Genomic DNA, 17,566 nt, shown 5'->3' with positions numbered 1-17,566 from the left:
CCCGGATCACCTGTGCAGGCCAGTCCGGTTGAGGGAGGATGCCGGACCGGCAATCTGCCTATTGCCTAGAAATAGTGACGGATCACCGTCGAATGTGCCCACAGGCCACCAGCCTTGGCCCGGCCGCGACGACGACGCATGCGGTCCTGCATGACCTTGCGAACTTCCTCCAGCGGCGGCTTGGGCGCGCTGTCGGGTGCCTTGAGATCCTCGCGGTGCGCCACGAACTCGGCATAGGCCTCCAGCTCCGGCGCCAGACCAGCCGCGACCAGCTCGATCATGATGGCATCATCGATATAGCCAATGCCCGGCGTTGAATCAGGGATGAGATCGTCCGGATCAACGAAATAGGCCAACGCATTGAGCACCCGCTCGCGGTCCTCGCCTTCCAGCTTCCACTCGGCATCGTCCAGCATGCCGACAAGCGGGCCGAGCTGGCGCAGGCGCGTCTTGACGAATTCCGGCGGATTGGCGGCCAGTGCCTTGGTGATCATGTCGGCCACACCAGCCGTGATCCGGCCTTCATCCAGATCGGCACGATCCTCACGCGCCTTGTCGAGACGGTCCCGGAAGAAGGCGAGATCGGATTCAGAGAGTTCGAACTCAACCTTGAGGGTCGGGGTGGACGAATTGGTCATGACAGTGTGGCACCTTCCTGTGGCCGTTGATTGATGGAGAGCTTGTCCCATACCGGCCGTCGCGCCAATAGCGGGAACACAACCGATTGCATCCCGGGGGACGCGACACGGTGCCGATCCGCCGATCGGCCTGCCGGACACCAAGGCTTAACCATGACTCCAATCTCCGCTCCCGGCTTCGTGATGGCAGGCCTATTGTGCCGCCATGAACGTCGCTTTCAATACCGCCGTTGCCGGCATGATGTCCGCCCAGTCCCATGCCGGCGAGGCCGCCCGCCAAGCCGTCAACAATGCGGCCAAGGGCGAAGACATCATCCAGGCGGCGGTGGCGCTGAAAAAGGCCGAGGCGGCCCATTCAGCGTCCGCCGTGATGGCGCGAACAGCGGCAGAGCTGACTGACACATTGCTGGACATCACAGTCTAGCCCGACTTCCGGTCGGTGGGTGGCCGGTGGGCGTCATCCCCTCGTTCACAGGTCCGCGATGGCCTGGTGTCCAAGCACGGGGGGATGACGAGCCCGCCACCCGCATCTCTCCCGCCCATCGCTCCCTCCAAGCCTCGCATTTTCCTGCGAACTCGCCTAAATCACCGGCATGACCCAATCCGTGACCGTTGACATCGTCTCCGACCTCGTCTGCCCCTGGTGCTGGCTCGGCAAGCGCCATTGGGATGAAGCCCGCAAACTGACCGCGGAAATCGAGGTCGAGACCGTCTGGCGCCCCTTCCAGCTCGACCCGACGCTGGCTCGCGAAGGGCGCCCCTACAAGGACTATATGCGCGAGAAATTCTCCGGCGCCGAAGCGTCCGGCCGCTGGAAGGCCATGCGCGACCATCTCGAACAGGCCGGGCCGGCCGCCGGGATCGAGTTCCGTTTCGACGACATCACCATGCGACCCAACACGCTCAACGCCCACCGGCTGATGCGCTGGGCCGGCGGTCAGGGCGAGACGCCGGAAATGGCCGAAGCCCTGTTCGCGGCCTTCTTCAACCAGGGACGCGATATCGGTGACACGGCCGTGCTGGCCGAGCTCGCCGGTCAGGCGGGCCTTGATGCCGCGGTGACGGCCGACCTCCTGGCCACCGATCGCGACGAAAAAGCGGTCTGGGAGGAAGAGCTGTTCTACCGCAAGCTCGGCGTCTCCGGCGTGCCGACCTATATTTTCAACGGACGCTTTGCCGTGTCCGGTGCCCAGGAAGCGGCCGTTCTGGCCGATGCAATCCGCCAGGCGGTCAAGGAACCGGCCGAAACGGAATAGGCCCGCTTCAAGCGGGCAGGTCAGACGGGGAGAGATCATGACCGCCATCCAGGCTTTTGCCCTTTATACCGGCCTCAACGGGCTCTTGCTCGTCGGTCTTGCCTACAATGTGGTTCGCCATCGCCAGCGCTCGAAGATCGGCCTCGGCTCCGGCACGGATGCGGCGCTGGAACGGGCCTGCCGTGTGCATGGCAATGCGGTTGAATATGTCCCGATTGCCCTGGTCATCCTGGCCGGTCTCGCACTGAGCAGTGTCTCTGCCCTGGTGATCCATGCCCTCGGCATCTGCCTGACCCTGGGCCGCATCCTGCACGCCTGGGGCCTGTCGAGTTCGGCCGGCACGTCCATGGGCCGGGTCGTCGGCACGCTGTTCACCTGGATCAGCGTCGCGGTCGGATCGGGCTGGCTGATCTGGACGGCCGTCAGTTGAGCCATTGCCCGGCGGGGCCTCGCGGGGCTATAGCGCTCACATGACACAGACCTTCAAAGCCCCCGACCCCGCCGCCCTGCAGGACATTGCCGCCGACCTTGTCGCCCGGGCCCTGAAAGCCGGTGCCGACAGCGCCGAGGCCTCGGTCGCCGAGTCGCGCGAAACCGAGCTCTCCGTCCGCGATGGCAAGCTGGAAGACATTGGCCGCTCGGAAACGCTGGATGCGGGCCTGCGGGTCTTTGTCGGCAAGCGCCAGGCCGGCGTCGCCTTTTCCGACCTGTCGGAGAAAGGCCGCGACTTCACCATCGGCCGCGCCGTGACCATGGCCAAGGCGGCACCGGAAGATCCCTATTCTGCCCTCGCCGACCCGGAGCGCCTGTGCAAGGCACCACCGTCGATCGAGCAGTTCGAGGCCGGCGAGTGGACGCCGGAAGAACTCGAAGAAACGGCGCTGGCCATCGAGTCCGCTGCCCGCGCCGTTGACGGCGTTACCAAGACCGACGCCGCCTTCGCGTCGTCCGGTCAGGGCGCAGCCGCCTATGCCACATCGACCGGCTTCAATGCCGGCTGGAAAAAGAGCGTGTTCGGCTATGGTGCCAGCGTGATCGCCGGCAGCGACGAGGCGATGGAACGCGACTATGCCGCCACATCGGCCCGGCGCCGTGCCGACCTGCGTGACCGTGTCGAGATCGGACGGGAGGCCGGGGAACGCGCAGCCCGCCGATTGGGCCCGAAGAAGCTCCCCTCCGGCGTCATGCCGGTGGTGTTTGATCGCCGTGTCGCCACGACCTTCCTCGGTTCACTCGCCGGCGCCATATCCGGCCCGGCCGTGGCCCGCGGTGTCTCTTTCCTGCGCGACAAGCTGGGCGAGATGATCTTTGCGCCGGGCGTCACCGTCATCGACGACCCGCACCGGCCCTGGGGCCATGCCTCGGCACCCTTTGACGGCGAAGGCACGGTCAATCGGCGCAGCGCCATTATCGAGGACGGGCGGCTGACCACCTGGTTCCTCAACTCGGCCGCAGCCCGCCAGCTCGACATGAGCCCGACCGGCCATGCCCGGCGCAATATGGGCGGTTCGCCCGGTGCCGGTCCGACGAATTTCCACATGGAAGCCGGCGAGGCCAGCCGCGACGCCCTGATCAGCGGCATCAAGGACGGCGTCCTGATCATGGAAATGTTCGGCCCGTCGCTGAACGCCAATACCGGCGACTGGTCGGTCGGCGTGTCCGGCTATCGCATCGCCAATGGCCAGATCGATCACCCGGTCAGCGAGATCACCGTGGCCGGCAATCTCGTCGACATCTATGCCCGCCTCATTCCGGCCAGTGACCTGGAATTTCGGGGTTCTGTTAACGCCCCCAGCGTATTCGTGGACGCCATGTCCATCGGCGGTCTCTAGGCGCCGGACGGACAGGATCATTTTAGGAGCCCGTCATGACTGAAACCAAGATCAACAACCAGCTTCTCCACCTCGTCATCGGCGGCGAGCTGGCCTGTGTCGACCCCACCAATTGCGAGTTCAAGGATCTCGATGAGGTCGATTTCGTCGGCGCGTTCGGCAGCTATGCCGAAGCCCGCGCCGCCTGGAAGGGCGCCGCCCAGCGCACCGTCGACAATGCCCACATGCGCTATTTCATCATCCACGCCCACAAGCTTCTCGATCCCTCGACCGAGAAGAAGGACGGCTAGGTTCCGATCCACGGCGTGACAGGCGAGACCCCACCCTCCTCAACAGCCACGCTGGGCAAACGCCTGTGGCGCGACTGGCTTTGGCGGCGCCCCGGCCTGGTCGGTCTGGCGCTGGTCCTGTCGGCGATCACGGCCGGAGCCGCCGCCTCCTATGCCGGCGTCATCGCCTGGACCTTCGACAAGCTGAACAATGGTGCGGCGGACTTTTTCCCGCTCGCCCCGCTGGCCGTGATCGGCCTCGCCACCCTGCGCGGGGTCAGCCTCTATCTGCAGACCGTGCAGACCAATCGGCTGGCGCTGAACGTGATGCAGGACCTGCAGAACGCCATGTTCGGCAAGCTGGTGCGGGCTGATTTCGCGCGTCTGCAGGCCGAAGGCACCGGCTCGCTGGTGTCGCGGTTCACCAATGACATCACGCTTCTGCGCGAGACGATTGTCCGCCTCTCCAACAATCTGATGCGCGACGTGTTGACCGTGGTGATCACGATCGGCGTCATGCTGAGCCTCGACTGGATGCTGTCGCTGTTGATCCTGGTCGTCTACCCGATCGCGGCCTGGCCGGTGATCCGGATCGGCCAGCGCCTGCGCAAGACCTCCTCCCAGGCCCAGTCGCAAATGGGCGAGGTGACCAGCCAGCTGGAAGAGAGTTTCTCCGGCGCCCGCATGGTCAAGACCTATGGGCTGGAGGATTATGAAAGCGAACGCGCCCGCAAATCCTTCTTCGACCGGCTGCGCTTCCTCCTGAAAATCACCGAGAACAAGGCCCGCATCGATCCGATCCTTGAAGTCGTCGGCGGGCTGGCCTTTGCCGGTCTGGTGGCCTTTGCAGGATGGCGCATGCTCAATGGCGAGACCTCGCTGGGCAATATCATCGGTGTGCTGACCGGGATTACGGTGATCGCACCGGCGATCCGGGCCCTGGGCACGCTCAATGCCGTCGTGCAGGAGGGCTTTGCTGTCCTCGACCGGATCTTCATTGTGCTCGACACCGACGAGACCGTGACCACCGCCCTCGATGCGCCAGCCCTCGCCGTCACCGATGGCGCCGTCCGCTTTGACGGGATCGGCTTTGCCTATCCGGACGGATCGGTGGCCTTGTCAGACATCTCGCTCAAGGCCGAGCCGGGCCAGACCATCGCGCTGGTCGGACCGTCCGGCTCCGGCAAGTCGACCATCCTCAACCTGTTGCCGCGCCTCCATGACGCCCAGAACGGCATGATCACGATTGACGGCACCGACACCCGCACCGTCTCATTGGGATCGCTGCGACAGAGCATGGCGCTGGTCAGCCAGGATGTGACCCTGTTTGACGATACGGTGCGCGCCAATATCGGCTTCGGTGACTTGCACGCCGACGAAGACGCCATCATCGCCGCCGCCAAGGCCGCCGATGCGCATGATTTCATCATGGCGCTGCCGGATGGCTATGACAGCCCGGTCGGGCCGCGCGGCGGCAATCTGTCGGGTGGTCAACGCCAGCGCCTGTCGATCGCCCGGGCGATCCTGAAGGACGCCCCCATCCTGTTGCTCGATGAAGCGACGAGCGCGCTCGACACCGAGTCGGAACAACGGGTTCAAGCCGCGCTGGAACGCCTGTCGCAGGGCCGGACCAGCCTGGTCATCGCCCACCGGCTGTCGACCGTGCGTCATGCCGACTGGATCTATGTGATGGAACAGGGGCGGATCGCGGAACAGGGCCGACATGACGAGCTGGTCGCCCGCGACGGTCTCTATGCCCGCCTGTGCCGGATGCAATTCGGCGAATAGCGCCAGCAAAAACCCCGGACGACCGGATCAGGCGTGCTGGGCCTGAAGTATCTCGCTGCGACGCCCGCTCTCAGGCAATGTCACGGCAAATTTCGAGCCGGCGCCCGGCGCGCTTTCAACAATGATGTCGCCGCCCATCAGCTCGGCCAGTTTCTTGGCGATGGCGAGACCCAGGCCGGTCCCGCCATTCTTGCGCTGCATGACCGCCTCGCCCTGGCTGAACGGCATGAAGATGCGGGCCATCAGATCGTTGTCCATGCCGATGCCGGTATCGCCGACCTCGAATCTCACATCGTGCGACCGGTCTTCGGTCTGGCTCATCAGGCAGCGCACCCGTACCTCGCCGCGATCGGTGAATTTCACGGCGTTGGACAGGAGGTTGGACAAAATCTGGCGGACCCGGGCCGGGTCTCCGACGACCTCGCGCTCGGCAACCGGATCGATTTCCAGATGCAGGTTCAACCCCTTCTCCATCGCCTTCATGCGATAGGGGCCGGCAACCGTGCGGACAAGCTCGGCCGGATTGAAACTGGCCTGCTCGACTTCGAAACGACCGGACTCGATATTGGCCAGGTCGAGAATGTCATTGAGAATGGTCAACAGCGACTGGCCGGAGGCCTCGATCAGACTGACCATCTCGCGCTGGGACGGTTCAAGGTCTGTGCTCGCCAGCAGCGCTGACATGCCCAACACACCATTCATCGGCGTGCGGATTTCGTGGCTCATCGTCGCCAGGAAGCGTGATTTGGCGCGGCTCGCCTCGGTCGCCTGCTGGCGCGCTTCGACAAGGTCGTGAATATCGGTCAGGGCACCGACAAGGCGAACCGGATCGCCGTCCGGCGTGCGCACCGCCTCACCGCGCATGCGAAACCAGCGATGAAGCCCGCCGACAACTTTCAAACGGATCGTCAGGTCAAACGGGCGACCGGCGCGAAAATGGGCGTTCAGGGCCGACTGGAAGCGCGACCGGTCATCGCCGTGGACGAGCGTTGTGAAGCTGTCGGTCGCGGCCGTGAACTCGCGGGGCTGATAGCCCAGCAATTCGCGACCGCGGGCCGAGATGTAGACCTGGTCTGTTTCCAGGCACATGTCGACAATGCCGTCCGACGTGCCCCTCATCGCCAGTTCGGCGCGGTCACCGGACTCAGCGGCCAGGATTTCACCGGTCAGGCGGCGACGATAATGGTTGAACACGGCGAGCAGTTCGTCGGCGAGTTCAACCGGCCGCTTGAACATGGCCACGACAATGCCGACCGACTGGGCGCCATTATACAACGGCATGCCGACATAGGCCCGCATGCCCATTTCCTCGAGCATGAAGTCGCGCGGATAGCGCGCCGCCACATTGTCCTCGAAGATATCAGCGCCAGCCTCCATCACATCGGCGCAGGGCGTACCCTTCAGTTCGTAGCAATAATTGCCGACGAGGGCGCTGCCGCAGGCGACCTTGAGGGTGCGCAGGCGTGAATGGGTGGCGTCGATGCGGGCGATAAAGAGGCGGTCAGCGGCGAAAACTTCGGCGGTCTGCTTGACGAAAGCCTCAAGAAAGGCCGGGCCACATTCGCGCGACAACAGGAAATTCAGACGGTTCAACCGTTCCTGCGTATAGTCTGAACGTATGGCCAGATCCGGCATCAGCCCCTCCCCCTCGCCCCCCGGCAAGCCGGGACGCTGAACGTGGTTAACGAGCATTAATGTGACTCAATCCTGTGGAAAGAGTCGTCATATCTGATGAATTCACTGGTTATAAAAAATGGGCGGCGTCTATTCGCGGCGCAGCAGCTTGTCTGTCAGGAAATTGCCCCACCAACTCGACATGAAGCCCGCCTGCACAGTCTCGCGGTCATAGACATTTTCGACCCAGTCCATGAAATCGATCGGCGTGGCTTCATTATAGGCGCGGTAGCACTCGAAGAAATAATCCAGCACGCCAGTCTTGCCGGCTTTCACATGCAGGTATTTCAGCGACAGGTGCGTGATCGCCTCGTCATAGGGCAGTTTCAGCTTGGTCAGCGCGTAGAGGACCGAGATGATGCCGGCCCGGTCGGCGCCTGACTTGCAATGGATCAGGGCCGGATATTCGATGCTGTCGAATATTTTCACAGCCCGCTGCATGCGATCGACATACGGCGCCTCGCGTGAGCCGAAGGGCATGTCGATCATCTCGAGGCCAAAGCGTTCGCAGGCCTCCTTCTCGAGATCATAATAACACACGCCCGGCTGGGTGCCGCGGATGTTGAGAATGGTCTTGAACCCGACTGCCGCCAGCTGTTCCAGGCGCTCGGGCGAGGGCTGGTTGGCGCGCCACATGCCGCCGCCGACCTCGTGCATGTTGTGGAATTTCTGCCGCAGGATGCCATGATCCTTCCACAGATAATCCTGCCAGGCGCGCTCGCGGTCCTTCGGGTCGTTCAGGTCATAGGGCATGCTGGGCCTTTCGTCTGGCAGCGCATTTAGGCTGGTCTCGGCGCCGACGCAACCGCGCGCCATGCTTGACCTTTTGCGTCACGGAGGTGAGCTAGGGCCTGACATGTCAAAACGCCTGCTCTCCCGCCCCTGGGCCCAGGAAGCCCTCGCCTTCCTCATCCTGCTCTATCTCGAGCTGGTCCGGCGCTCGATACGCTGGGAACATCGCAATGCCGACTTCGTGCAATCGGTCTGGGACGAGCGCAAACCCATTCTCGGCTGCGTCTGGCATGGCCGGATCCTGATGGCCCTGCATGGCTGGGCGCGCCAGAAGGACCGCATGGTCGCCCTCGCTTCGCGTTCGCGCGAAGGCGAAATCGGCTCGCGACTGACCCGCTGGTACAAGGTCGGCGTGGTGCGCGGCTCGTCCCGCAATCCCGACAAGCCAGGTGCGACCAAGGGCGGTGAAGCCGCCTATCGCGCCATGGTCAACCATCTCAATGCCGGCGGCTGTGGTGCGGTGACACCGGACGGGCCGCGCGGCCCGCGCATGCGGGCCGGCTATGGCGCTGTCCGCATGGCCCGCGATACCGGCGTTCCGATCCTGCCCTTCACCTGGTCAACGCGCCGCAAGACCGTTCTCCGCAACGCCTGGGACCATCATTGCCTGCCGCATTTCTTCACCCGTGGCATCATCATCTGGGGCGAACCGATCCATGTCGCCAAGAATGCCGGACCGGAAGAGCTGGAAGCGGCCCGACTGGCGTTGGAAACCACGCTCAACGCGATCACGCGTGAGGCCGACGAAGCGGTGGGCGGCGACATTGTCGAGCCCGACAGCAAGCTTCGTCCCGGTACCGGCGAACGGTCCGGCAAACGCCGGGGCAACACCCCCAAGAATGGCAGCGCCTCCGAACCCTCCGAGGCGCCGGCGTGAGCCTGCCGGTCTCGCTCCAACTCTATCGCGCGCTCACCGGGCTCGCGTCACCGCTCCTGCCCGCCATCCTGTCGCGCCGGGCGCGGGCCGGAAAGGAAGACGCGGCCCGTCGGCACGAACGCCTGGGCCGTCCCGATATCCGCCGCCCCGGCGGCAAGCTCCTCTGGCTGCATGGCGCGAGCGTCGGCGAGAGCCTGGTCCTGGCCACCCTGGTCGACGAGCTGGCCCAGCAAGACCCCGACCTCGAATTCCTGGTCACCACCGGCACGGTGACCTCGGCCACGCTGATGGCCAAACGCCTGCCGCCCCAGGCCAAGCATCAATATGTGCCGGTCGACACGCCCGGCGCAGTCCGGCGCTTCCTTGACCATTGGCGACCGGATGCGGGTGTGATCGCAGAATCCGAGCTGTGGCCGAACCTGTTGATCGAGGCACGCCTCCGCGACATCCCGATGGCGCTCGTCAATGCCCGCATGAATGCGGGCTCGCTGCAGCGTTGGCGCAAGCGCGGTGACGCCCTCCGGCGGCTACTGGAGGGCTTCGACTGGATCGGCGCCGCCGACACCCGCACCCGCGACGGTCTGGAAGACCTGACCGGTCGCGAGATCGTGCTGGCCGGCAATCTCAAACTGGAAGCCCAGCCGCTGGCGCCGGATCCCGACGAGCTAGCAAGCCTCAAATCGGGTCTCGCCGGTCGCCCGGTCTGGCTTGCCGCCTCGACGCATGACGGCGAGGACGACATTGTCCTGTCGGCCCACGCCGTGCTGCACAAGACCCATCCCGGCGCCCTGCTCATCCTCGCCCCGCGCCACCCGGAACGCGGCGGTGCGCTGGAGGCACTGATCAAGCAACACGGCTTTGCGATGGCCCGGCGTTCGCGCGGCGAGGTCCCCGAGCCTCGGGACACGGTCTGGCTGGCCGATACGCTGGGCGAAATGCCGCTCTGGTTCGCCCTCGCCCCGGCCGCTTTGATCGCCGGCAGCCTGCTGCCGGATATTGGCGGGCACAATCCGATCGAAGCCAGCCAGGCAGGGGCCAGCGTGATCACCGGGCCGCATGTTGCGAGTTTCGATGACGTGTACGCCGCCTATCGCCGCCACGACGCTGTACTGGAAGTTGACGACGCACCGAGCTTGGCACAAGCCGTTGAACAGGTCTGGCAGGCAAACGGGCCGGGTCGGGCCAGCGCTGAGCGCGCCATCGCCGATATCTCGGGTGGTGCGCTTGAGACCAGCCTGGCGGCGATCAACCGCCTGCTGAACCGGGCCGACAAGGCAGGGGCAAGCGCATGAAGGAACCGGCTTTCTGGCGCACCGACGGGGGACGCGGCTCGGGCGCCTTGGCGCGTGCCCTGCTGTCACCGCTGGGCTGGCTTTATGCTTGGGCCGTCGCTCGTCGCATCCGCCGGGCGACACCGGTCCGCATTAGGCCGAAAGTGGTCTGTATCGGCAATCTCACTGTCGGTGGCACGGGCAAGACGCCGGTCACCCAGACCCTGATGCAACGCCTCGCTGCCATGGACATCACCACTGTCTCGCTCTCGCGCGGCTATGGCGGGGCCGAGGCGGGTCCGCTGCAGGTCGATCCCGATCAACACGCCGCCGCCGATGTCGGTGATGAACCCCTGCTCCTCGCCAGTTCGGGCCAGGCCTGGATTGCCCGCGACCGGGCTGCCGGCGGCCAGGCCATTGATGCGGCGGGCGGTATCGACCTTGTGCTGATGGATGATGGTCACCAGAACCCCGACCTCGCCAAGGATTGCTCGATCATCGTCGTCGACGGCGTGACCGGCTGGGGCCCGGGCACGATCTTCCCGGCAGGCCCGCTGCGCGAACCGGTCAAGGCGGGGTTGGCCCGCGCCGATGCGGTGATCGTGATGATGCCGGATGAAGACAGCCAACCCGACTGGGCAGGCCTCGGCCTCGCCGACCTGGAAATTCCCGCCTTCCACGCTTGGCTGGAACCGGTCGCGCCGCCACCACCGGGCAAGCTCGTCGCCTTTGCCGGCATCGGCCGTCCGCAAAAATTCTTCGACGCCCTGCAAGCGGCCGGCGGCGATCTGGGTGAGGTTGCCGTCTATGGTGACCATCACAGCTTCACGGCGGGCGATATACGCCATCTTGATGCCCTCGCCTCCGCCCATGACGCGCAGCTGGTGACGACCGAGAAAGATTGGGTCCGCCTGCCACCGGATATCCGCGCGCGGGTGACCGCTTGGCCGGTGCGAGCGGTCTTCGCCAATCCCGGCGCCCTGGACGGCCTGTTGCGCGACATCGTGGACGGCGCCGCCAACGCTGGTTAAATCCGAACAATGATAGATGCCCAACGCAATGCCTCGACGCTGACACGGATCGGCTGGCGGTTCGAAGCCGCTGCTTGGGATGCCTATGCCGGCTGGTACAAGATCAAGGGCATCGACAAGGCCTCTGACGCGGCCGGCGAGCTTCTGCGCAAGCTTGGCCCGTTGATGCCCGTGCACAAGGTCGCCCGCATCAACATGCAGCGCTGCTTCCCCGAAGCCGCCGCGCCGGAAATCGAACGACTGCTCGGCGGCATGTGGGAAAATTTCGGACGCTTGGCCGGCGAGATGCCGCATCTGGGCGTGTTCGCCGGGCCGGAATTCAATGAGCGGGTCGAGTTCATCGGCCGCGAGAAGTTCGAAAAACTGCGTGATGCCGGCAAGCCGGCGGTCATCATCTCGATGCACCACTCGAACTGGGAGATCGGGGCCGCAGCCATCAGCCAGACCGGCCTGCCCTGTCACATCACCTACCGCCCCGCCAACAACCCGCTGATCGACCGCCGTATCACCGACATGCGCGTCGGCTATGGCGTCAAGACCTTGACCGCCAAGGGCGGCGACGGTGCCAAGGCGCTGATGCAGGCGTTGAAGGCTGGCGAGTCGGTGGCGCTGATGAACGACCAGAAGATGAATGACGGCGTCGAAGCGCCTTTCTTCGGCCAGCCCTCGATGACCGCACCGGGACCGACCCGTCTGGCCATGCGCCATGGCTGCCCGATCCTGCCCCTTTCAATTCGGCGCATGGGCGGCGCCCGCTTCCGGGTGGAAGTCCACGACCCGATCGAAATCTCCACCAATCCAGACAAGTCCGCCGCCATCATCGAGACGGTGACGCGGATCAATCAATGGGTGGAAAGCGAAATCCGTCAGGCCCCCGAGCAATGGTTCTGGGTCCATCGCCGCTGGGCCAAGTCGGTCTACAAGTCAGACTAAAAACGGCGCTACTTACCGCGGGCGGCAACGGCACCACCGGCCAAGATCAAAGCCCTTTCCTAACCCGGCGCGTTGAGGTGGGCGACGGTTTCGGGCCAGTCGAACAGGTAAGGGTCGTGATCGACACCGCGCTCCAAGTCGGCCAGCCGGTAGGAGCCCCGCCATCCGTGCCAATCATCCTGGCCTTCCGGCGCATAGGTCCCACTCAAGTCCGCGGCGACGATGATTCCGTCGCCGGTAACCACCACCTCGCCCGACAAGGCCTCCGGCGTCATCGAATGCCGGCTTTCCAATTGCAGGCGCTCGACCGCTTCACCCTGCCACCTGTCCGCTGAGACGGCCGTGACGTGAACGTCCAGATAACGCAGGTGCTCGCGGTCCAGATAGATCGGGCGGCGCGGCGCCGGTTCCATGACGGCATAATCCGGGTTCCCCAGATCGCGCTCATAGACGTGCCCATCGGCGGGCCGGTAAAGCGCCTCCACACCGTGTTCGTCTGCACCAAGGGACAGCGTGCCGTCCGCCAGCCCCCGCGCAGGACGGGAATGGCCATCGGCATCAAGCCTGACGGCGGACCAGCTGGATGCGGGTTGCGGTATCCGGTCTGCAGCAAGCAGAGCGTCACCGGCCTCGGGCGATTGGGCGAGACTGACCGAGGTCGTCAAGCCGGCCATCGCCAGTGCCGCCAGCAAGCGTCGTGTCCATTGCAACATCATCACTCTGTCTCCCGAGGCGCTGACAGGATTGTCCACAGGGTGTGGGCGGGAGTCCATCCGTTTCCCGATCCAGTTGATAGGGACACACACCGTTTTACGGCGCTGAAAACCCGCAGCAGACACAATGGTACCCCAAAGCGTCAGCGCCGCCGGCGCATACCCACCCATAGACCGCTTGCCGAGAGACCGCCGTATCCGTTTCTTCAGGTCAAGGGCCGCAGGGCGGCCGCTGCGCGGTTTCACCCTTGAGCTGAAGAAACGGATACGGCCTGCTGGCTGACAAGCGGTTTATGGCTCATTGCGCGCGCGGCGCTCAGTTCGCGACGAGTTCAACCGGAGGCCGGCACATCGAATGGGAAATTCGGAATCTTCCCCAGAAAACGGAAAACAGGCGCTAAGCCGCCAGCCTAACGCAGTTCGCTCAGGTCGAGATCCAGCAGGCTCTGCGGGTCGACATAAAACTGGTTGCGCAGCTTCACCCGCCAATCGAGGTGTGAGCCGGTGGCCCGTCCGCCGGCACCCATGGCGCCGATCAGCTGGCCCTGTTCGACGATATCGCCCTCGGAGACTTCGACACCGGACAGGTGCAAGAAGGCCGAGACCAGGCCCTGGCCGTGATCGATGAAGATCAGTCCGCCTTCGTAATACATGTCCGGCTCGGCCAGGGTGACCAAGCCGCCAGCGGGCGCGTAAACCGGGGTACCGACCTCATTGGCCCAGTCCAGCCCCCAATGCGGGCTGCCCTCATGGCCGTTATTGTAGACCCGCGCCGAACCATAGACGCCAGTGGTGATACCCTCGGCGGGACTGATGAAACCGTCCAAAAAGCCCTGCCCGTCCCAGACCGAGTTGAAGGCGGCTTGTTTCTGCGCGTATTCGCGCTGGCGCCGCGGCAGGGTGGACGGGGCCGGCGTCACGGTCGTCTGCGGCACGCCGTCAACATGCTGGAGATTGTATTCGCGCTGGGCGATGAACAAGATCTGGGTCTCGTCGATCTGGTTGGTACTGTTGACGACATTGACCGTCGACATCTCGAAAAGCATTTCCTCAGGCGCATTGCGCGGAATTCCGAGTACCGCGAAGCCCTGCGCGTCAGCGACGGCCACACTCTCACCCAGATCCAGTCGCGTGCCCGGTTCGAACCGGCAGATGATCAGAGCGCCCTGCTCATACTGTCCACGACAGCCCGTGGGCGCAGGCGCGGAGGCTTCCCGCGCCTCCGGTGCGTTCTGGGCAATCAGCTCGGCAATGGGATCGAACTGGCCATCGACGAAGGCCGTCGTGGATTGCAGGGCAAGGGCGACGGCGAGAGCGATCATTTGCCCGGCTCCGTGTTCAGCTCGATCCAGCGCTGCTTGGCGATCAGTACATCGCGATAGGCTTCCTGCTCATCAACATTCCAATAGCGCAGCTGGTCGAGCTGGATCGGGTCACCGGTCACGGCGCAACGCACGAAACTGCCCGCCTTCAGGATGATGAAGTCGCTGTCGCCAAACTCGAGAATGGCTTCGCCCTGGAAGTCTTTGTCGAAACTGAAATCACTCATGGAACTGTCTCTAGCAGGGTTTGCGGGCGAGCGGGAGGGCTGTGCCGCATCAGAAAAGCTTGCCCTGGCCGTCCGCTTCCGGCTTGCCGCGCGGCTTGGCTTTGGGCTTGGCCTTGCGGACAGGCTGCGGCGTTTCCGGTGCTCGTTTCGGCGCCTTCCGGCCACCCTCGATCCGGGCAGCACGGTCGCCATCAGCAAAAACAAGATCAACCCCTGCGCCTTCGATCAGGGACGCACCCGAGCGGACCAGCTTGCCGGCCCGGTCGCGCACCAGCACGAAGCCGCGTTTGAGCACGGATTGGTGTGACAGGGCCTCCAATCGCGCGGCCCAATTGGCGAGATCACGCTTGCGGTCGCGACGTACCCGGTCGGCCGCCGGCATCAACCGCGCCGAGCGCTCGGCCAGCAAATCACGTTTCTGGCGCAGGTCACGGCTGAGCGCGGCCGGTTTCAGGCCGGCTGCGAGGACGAGGAGCCGGCCGCGTTTCTCAGCGGCGTGGTTCAGCAGGGCCGGGTCGAGCTTGTCGGCGACCATGTCAAAACGCTGGCGTTTCAGCGCCATTAGCGCCGCTGGCCGCGGCATGGCGCGGGCCGCCGATCTCAATTCAGTCCGACGACGCTCGATATGGCGCGACAGGGCCGCCACCAGGCGTCCGCCGAGTTGGTGGATATCGGCCTTCAGCTCGGCCCGCACCGGCACCGCCATCTCGGCGGCCCCGGTTGGGGTCGGGGCGCGACGGTCAGAGGCGAAATCAATCAGCGTCGTGTCGGTCTCGTGGCCGACGGCGGAGATCAACGGGATCTCGCTCTCGGCAGCAGCGCGGACCACCACCTCTTCGTTGAAGGCCCACAAATCCTCGATCGAGCCACCGCCCCGCGCGACGATCAGCACGTCCGGACGCGGCACGACTCCGCCGACGGGCAGGGCGTTGAAGCCGCGGATTGCATCGGCAATCTGGGCGGCGGCCGCGTCGCCCTGAACCAGGACCGGCCATAACAGGACATGTCGCGGAAAGCGGTCCTGCAGCCGGTGCAGGATATCGCGGATAACGGCGCCGGTGGGCGAGGTGACGACCCCGATCGTGGTCGGCAGGAAGGGGATGAGCCTTTTGCGGCCTGTGTCGAACAGGCCTTCCGCCGCGAGCTTTTTCTTGCGCTCCTCCAACAGCGCCATCAGCGCCCCGGCACCGGCCGGTTCCATGCTTTCAACAATCAGCTGGTATTGCGACCGGCCGGGATAGGTCGAGAGCCGGCCTTCGATGACCACTTCCAGCCCCTCTTCCGGACGGAAGCGGAAACGCTGGGCCGTCCCCTTCCAGGCGATCGAGGCAATGACCGCCTTGTCATCCTTGACGTCGAAATAGACATGGCCGGACTTGGCCACGACAACCCGGCCCAGCTCACCGCGCACGCGGACATGGCCAAAGGCATCCTCGACCGTGCGCTTGAGCGAGCCGGCAAGCTCGGACACCGTGAACTCGTGGATGTTTCCCGTGGGCGTATTCATGCTTCATCTGGTAAATTGGATTGTCGGCCATCGCAACGCCCCGGATACCGTCGGGCGGACTCGCGATTGTCCGGCGATTGCGCTAGGCAGGGCGCGGAAAGAGTTGCCACAGACGCATTGAGGGTCAGATGAAGGTTCTGGTTGTCGGATCAGGCGGGCGCGAGCACGCCCTGGTGTGGAAAATAGCGCAAAGCCCGGTGATCTCCGCGATTCTCGCAGCCCCTGGCAGCGCCGCCATCAGCGAACTCGCCACCTGCCACGATATTCCGGTGTCCGACCTGGATGGCCTGGTTGACCTGGCCCGCGCTGAAGCCGTCGATCTGGTCGTCATCGGGCCGGAAAACCCGCTCTGCGACGGTTTGGCCGACCAGCTACGCCAGGCCGGGATCAATACGTTCGGCCCGTCAAAACTGGCCTCGCGCCTGGAAGCCTCCAAGGCCTTCGCCAAGGATTTCTACGCCCGCCACAATGTGCCCTCGGCGCGTTATGGCACCTTCTCCAATGCCGGTGAGGCCAAGGCCTTCCTGGACCAGTTCGAACCGCCCTATGTGCTCAAGGCCGACGGTCTGGCCGCCGGCAAGGGTGTGGTCATTGTGTCCGACCGCGGCGAAGCCGAAGACGAGATTGATGCCTTCCTGTCGGGCAAGTTCGGCGAGGCGTCCAAGACGCTGGTGATCGAGGAATTCATGGCCGGCGAGGAAGTTTCGATCTTCGCCCTGTGTGACGGCGAGACCGTGCTTTATTGCGGCGCCGCCCAGGATCACAAACGCGTCGGCGAAGGCGACACCGGACCGAATACCGGCGGCATGGGCGCCTATTCCCCCGCTCCGATTGCCAAGCCGGAGCTGATCGAAACCGCGATGAAGACCATCATCGAACCGGTCGCCAATGGCCTTGCGGCTGAAGGTTCGCCTTTCCAGGGCGTGCTGTTTGCCGGGCTGATGGTGACCCCCGAGGGTCCCAAGGTCGTCGAGTTCAACATCCGCTTCGGCGACCCGGAATGCCAGGTCCTGATGATGCGGATCGAGGATGACATCCTGCCCTATCTGGAAGCCACCGCGACCGGCGGCCTCGCCGGCATGCCACCGCTGCGCTGGACGGCCGAGCCGGCGATCACCGTCGTCATGGCCGCCAATGGTTATCCGGAGGCCTATGAGAAGGGCAGCGTGATCGGCGGGGTCGATGACGCCAACAAGATGGAAGGCGTGGTCGTCTTCGAAGCCGGTACGGCCCGCAATGCCGACGGCGAACGCACCGCCAATGGCGGCCGCGTGCTCAATGTCACGGCCTCGGGCGAAACCCTCCACTATGCTGTCGACCGGGCCTATGCCGCCATCGACGAGATCGACTGGCCGGAAGGCTTCTGCCGCCGCGACATCGCCTGGCGGGCGCTCAAGACGCATTAGTGCCAACCGCGACCATGGTTTGACATCACG

At 64.7% G+C, this 17,566-nt stretch carries 18 protein-coding genes; 11 read left to right on the top strand and 7 right to left on the bottom strand.

The genetic code is table 11. From position 1 onward, the window contains the following. Positions 1-65: 65 nt before the first annotated feature. Positions 66-638, bottom strand: a complete 573-nt coding sequence (locus C7435_RS02280) for a YkvA family protein (protein ID WP_170150314.1) — start codon at positions 636-638, stop codon at positions 66-68. A 205-nt stretch (positions 639-843) separates the two neighbouring features. Between C7435_RS02280 and C7435_RS02275 the strand changes: the two genes are divergently transcribed. The 6 genes from C7435_RS02275 to C7435_RS02250 all read left to right on the top strand — a co-directional run bounded on the left by C7435_RS02275 (position 844) and on the right by C7435_RS02250 (position 5,783). Continuing rightward, positions 844-1,062, top strand: coding sequence for a hypothetical protein (locus C7435_RS02275; protein ID WP_075188900.1), 219 nt, complete (start codon positions 844-846; stop codon positions 1,060-1,062). Positions 1,063-1,243: 181 nt separating this feature from the next. Further along, a complete protein-coding gene (locus C7435_RS02270; RefSeq protein ID WP_233350657.1) occupies positions 1,244-1,894 on the top strand; it encodes a DsbA family oxidoreductase in 651 nt (216 codons plus the stop codon). A 37-nt stretch (positions 1,895-1,931) separates the two neighbouring features. After that, the gene (locus tag C7435_RS02265; RefSeq protein ID WP_075188898.1) at positions 1,932-2,324 is read left to right on the top strand and encodes an MAPEG family protein; all 393 of its coding nucleotides are present in this window, start codon (positions 1,932-1,934) and stop codon (positions 2,322-2,324) included. Between the two features lie 40 nt (positions 2,325-2,364). Continuing rightward, a complete protein-coding gene (locus C7435_RS02260; RefSeq protein ID WP_121209857.1) occupies positions 2,365-3,726 on the top strand; it encodes a TldD/PmbA family protein in 1,362 nt (453 codons plus the stop codon). A gap of 35 nt (positions 3,727-3,761) precedes the next feature. After that, a complete protein-coding gene (locus C7435_RS02255; protein WP_075188896.1) occupies positions 3,762-4,016 on the top strand; it encodes a DUF4170 domain-containing protein in 255 nt (84 codons plus the stop codon). Positions 4,017-4,031: 15 nt separating this feature from the next. Further along, entirely contained in the window at positions 4,032-5,783 is a 1,752-nt protein-coding gene (locus C7435_RS02250) for an ABC transporter ATP-binding protein (RefSeq protein WP_075188895.1), read from the top strand. A 27-nt stretch (positions 5,784-5,810) separates the two neighbouring features. On the opposite strand, the gene C7435_RS02245 is transcribed toward C7435_RS02250, so the two are convergent. Together C7435_RS02245 and C7435_RS02240 are read right to left on the bottom strand one after the other, a co-directional pair. Next, positions 5,811-7,418, bottom strand: a complete 1,608-nt coding sequence (locus C7435_RS02245; RefSeq protein WP_170150313.1) for a hybrid sensor histidine kinase/response regulator — start codon at positions 7,416-7,418, stop codon at positions 5,811-5,813. 129 nt (positions 7,419-7,547) lie between these two features. After that, a complete protein-coding gene (locus tag C7435_RS02240; protein ID WP_121209854.1) occupies positions 7,548-8,273 on the bottom strand; it encodes a protein tyrosine phosphatase family protein in 726 nt (241 codons plus the stop codon). Positions 8,274-8,313: 40 nt separating this feature from the next. Here C7435_RS02240 and C7435_RS02235 point away from each other — a divergent pair, with 40 nt between their 5' ends. Genes C7435_RS02235 through C7435_RS02220 form a run of 4 tightly spaced genes read left to right on the top strand, consistent with a single transcriptional unit; the run spans position 8,314 to position 12,361 of the window. Then, a complete protein-coding gene (locus C7435_RS02235; protein ID WP_170150312.1) occupies positions 8,314-9,126 on the top strand; it encodes a lysophospholipid acyltransferase family protein in 813 nt (270 codons plus the stop codon). Beyond that, positions 9,123-10,418 carry a 3-deoxy-D-manno-octulosonic acid transferase gene (locus C7435_RS02230; RefSeq protein ID WP_121209853.1) on the top strand — a complete coding sequence of 432 codons (1,296 nt, stop codon included), beginning with the start codon at positions 9,123-9,125 and terminating at the stop codon, positions 10,416-10,418. Before C7435_RS02235 ends, C7435_RS02230 begins: the two co-directional genes overlap by 4 nt. Further along, complete coding sequence (lpxK, locus tag C7435_RS02225) at positions 10,415-11,428, top strand: tetraacyldisaccharide 4'-kinase (protein WP_121209852.1); 1,014 nt, start codon at positions 10,415-10,417, stop codon at positions 11,426-11,428. Before C7435_RS02230 ends, lpxK begins: the two co-directional genes overlap by 4 nt. A gap of 9 nt (positions 11,429-11,437) precedes the next feature. Further along, positions 11,438-12,361, top strand: coding sequence for a lysophospholipid acyltransferase family protein (locus C7435_RS02220; protein WP_075188889.1), 924 nt, complete (start codon positions 11,438-11,440; stop codon positions 12,359-12,361). A 59-nt stretch (positions 12,362-12,420) separates the two neighbouring features. Here C7435_RS02220 and C7435_RS02215 read toward each other — a convergent pair whose 3' ends face one another. The 4 genes from C7435_RS02215 to xseA form a co-directional block, all read right to left on the bottom strand. Beyond that, positions 12,421-13,077 carry a hypothetical protein gene (locus C7435_RS02215; RefSeq protein WP_121209851.1) on the bottom strand — a complete coding sequence of 219 codons (657 nt, stop codon included), beginning with the start codon at positions 13,075-13,077 and terminating at the stop codon, positions 12,421-12,423. A gap of 407 nt (positions 13,078-13,484) precedes the next feature. Next, positions 13,485-14,396, bottom strand: coding sequence for a M23 family metallopeptidase (locus C7435_RS02210; RefSeq protein ID WP_121209850.1), 912 nt, complete (start codon positions 14,394-14,396; stop codon positions 13,485-13,487). Then, positions 14,393-14,623, bottom strand: a complete 231-nt coding sequence (locus tag C7435_RS02205) for a DUF2093 domain-containing protein (RefSeq protein WP_075188887.1) — start codon at positions 14,621-14,623, stop codon at positions 14,393-14,395. Before C7435_RS02205 ends, C7435_RS02210 begins: the two co-directional genes overlap by 4 nt. A gap of 49 nt (positions 14,624-14,672) precedes the next feature. After that, positions 14,673-16,130, bottom strand: a complete 1,458-nt coding sequence (xseA, locus tag C7435_RS02200) for an exodeoxyribonuclease VII large subunit (protein ID WP_121209849.1) — start codon at positions 16,128-16,130, stop codon at positions 14,673-14,675. 128 nt (positions 16,131-16,258) lie between these two features. Between xseA and purD the strand changes: the two genes are divergently transcribed. Further along, positions 16,259-17,536: a phosphoribosylamine--glycine ligase gene (gene purD / locus C7435_RS02195; RefSeq protein ID WP_121209848.1), complete on the top strand. Its 1,278-nt coding sequence runs from the start codon at positions 16,259-16,261 to the stop codon at positions 17,534-17,536. The last annotated feature ends 30 nt before the right edge of the window (positions 17,537-17,566 follow it).

The organism is Maricaulis maris (assembly GCF_003634045.1).
In the GTDB taxonomy this organism is placed as follows: Bacteria; Pseudomonadota; Alphaproteobacteria; order Caulobacterales; family Maricaulaceae; genus Maricaulis; species Maricaulis maris.
Note: the sequence above shows the minus strand (reverse complement) of the source record. Positions and strands in the feature narration are given on the sequence as shown.

What these genes read in the sequence shown, in the direction of transcription:
- C7435_RS02280 (WP_170150314.1), bottom strand. Translation starts at nt 638, where the DNA reads ATGACCAATTCGTCCACCCCGACCCTCAAGGTTGAGTTCGAACTCTCT.
- C7435_RS02275 (WP_075188900.1), top strand. Translation starts at nt 844, where the DNA reads ATGAACGTCGCTTTCAATACCGCCGTTGCCGGCATGATGTCCGCCCAG.
- C7435_RS02265 (WP_075188898.1), top strand. Translation starts at nt 1,932, where the DNA reads ATGACCGCCATCCAGGCTTTTGCCCTTTATACCGGCCTCAACGGGCTC.
- C7435_RS02260 (WP_121209857.1), top strand. Translation starts at nt 2,365, where the DNA reads ATGACACAGACCTTCAAAGCCCCCGACCCCGCCGCCCTGCAGGACATT.
- C7435_RS02255 (WP_075188896.1), top strand. Translation starts at nt 3,762, where the DNA reads ATGACTGAAACCAAGATCAACAACCAGCTTCTCCACCTCGTCATCGGC.
- C7435_RS02245 (WP_170150313.1), bottom strand. Translation starts at nt 7,418, where the DNA reads ATGCCGGATCTGGCCATACGTTCAGACTATACGCAGGAACGGTTGAAC.
- C7435_RS02240 (WP_121209854.1), bottom strand. Translation starts at nt 8,273, where the DNA reads ATGGCGCGCGGTTGCGTCGGCGCCGAGACCAGCCTAAATGCGCTGCCA.
- C7435_RS02235 (WP_170150312.1), top strand. Translation starts at nt 8,314, where the DNA reads ATGTCAAAACGCCTGCTCTCCCGCCCCTGGGCCCAGGAAGCCCTCGCC.
- lpxK (WP_121209852.1), top strand. Translation starts at nt 10,415, where the DNA reads ATGAAGGAACCGGCTTTCTGGCGCACCGACGGGGGACGCGGCTCGGGC.
- C7435_RS02220 (WP_075188889.1), top strand. Translation starts at nt 11,438, where the DNA reads ATGATAGATGCCCAACGCAATGCCTCGACGCTGACACGGATCGGCTGG.
- C7435_RS02215 (WP_121209851.1), bottom strand. Translation starts at nt 13,077, where the DNA reads ATGATGTTGCAATGGACACGACGCTTGCTGGCGGCACTGGCGATGGCC.
- C7435_RS02210 (WP_121209850.1), bottom strand. Translation starts at nt 14,396, where the DNA reads ATGATCGCTCTCGCCGTCGCCCTTGCCCTGCAATCCACGACGGCCTTC.
- C7435_RS02205 (WP_075188887.1), bottom strand. Translation starts at nt 14,623, where the DNA reads ATGAGTGATTTCAGTTTCGACAAAGACTTCCAGGGCGAAGCCATTCTC.
- xseA (WP_121209849.1), bottom strand. Translation starts at nt 16,130, where the DNA reads ATGAATACGCCCACGGGAAACATCCACGAGTTCACGGTGTCCGAGCTT.
- purD (WP_121209848.1), top strand. Translation starts at nt 16,259, where the DNA reads ATGAAGGTTCTGGTTGTCGGATCAGGCGGGCGCGAGCACGCCCTGGTG.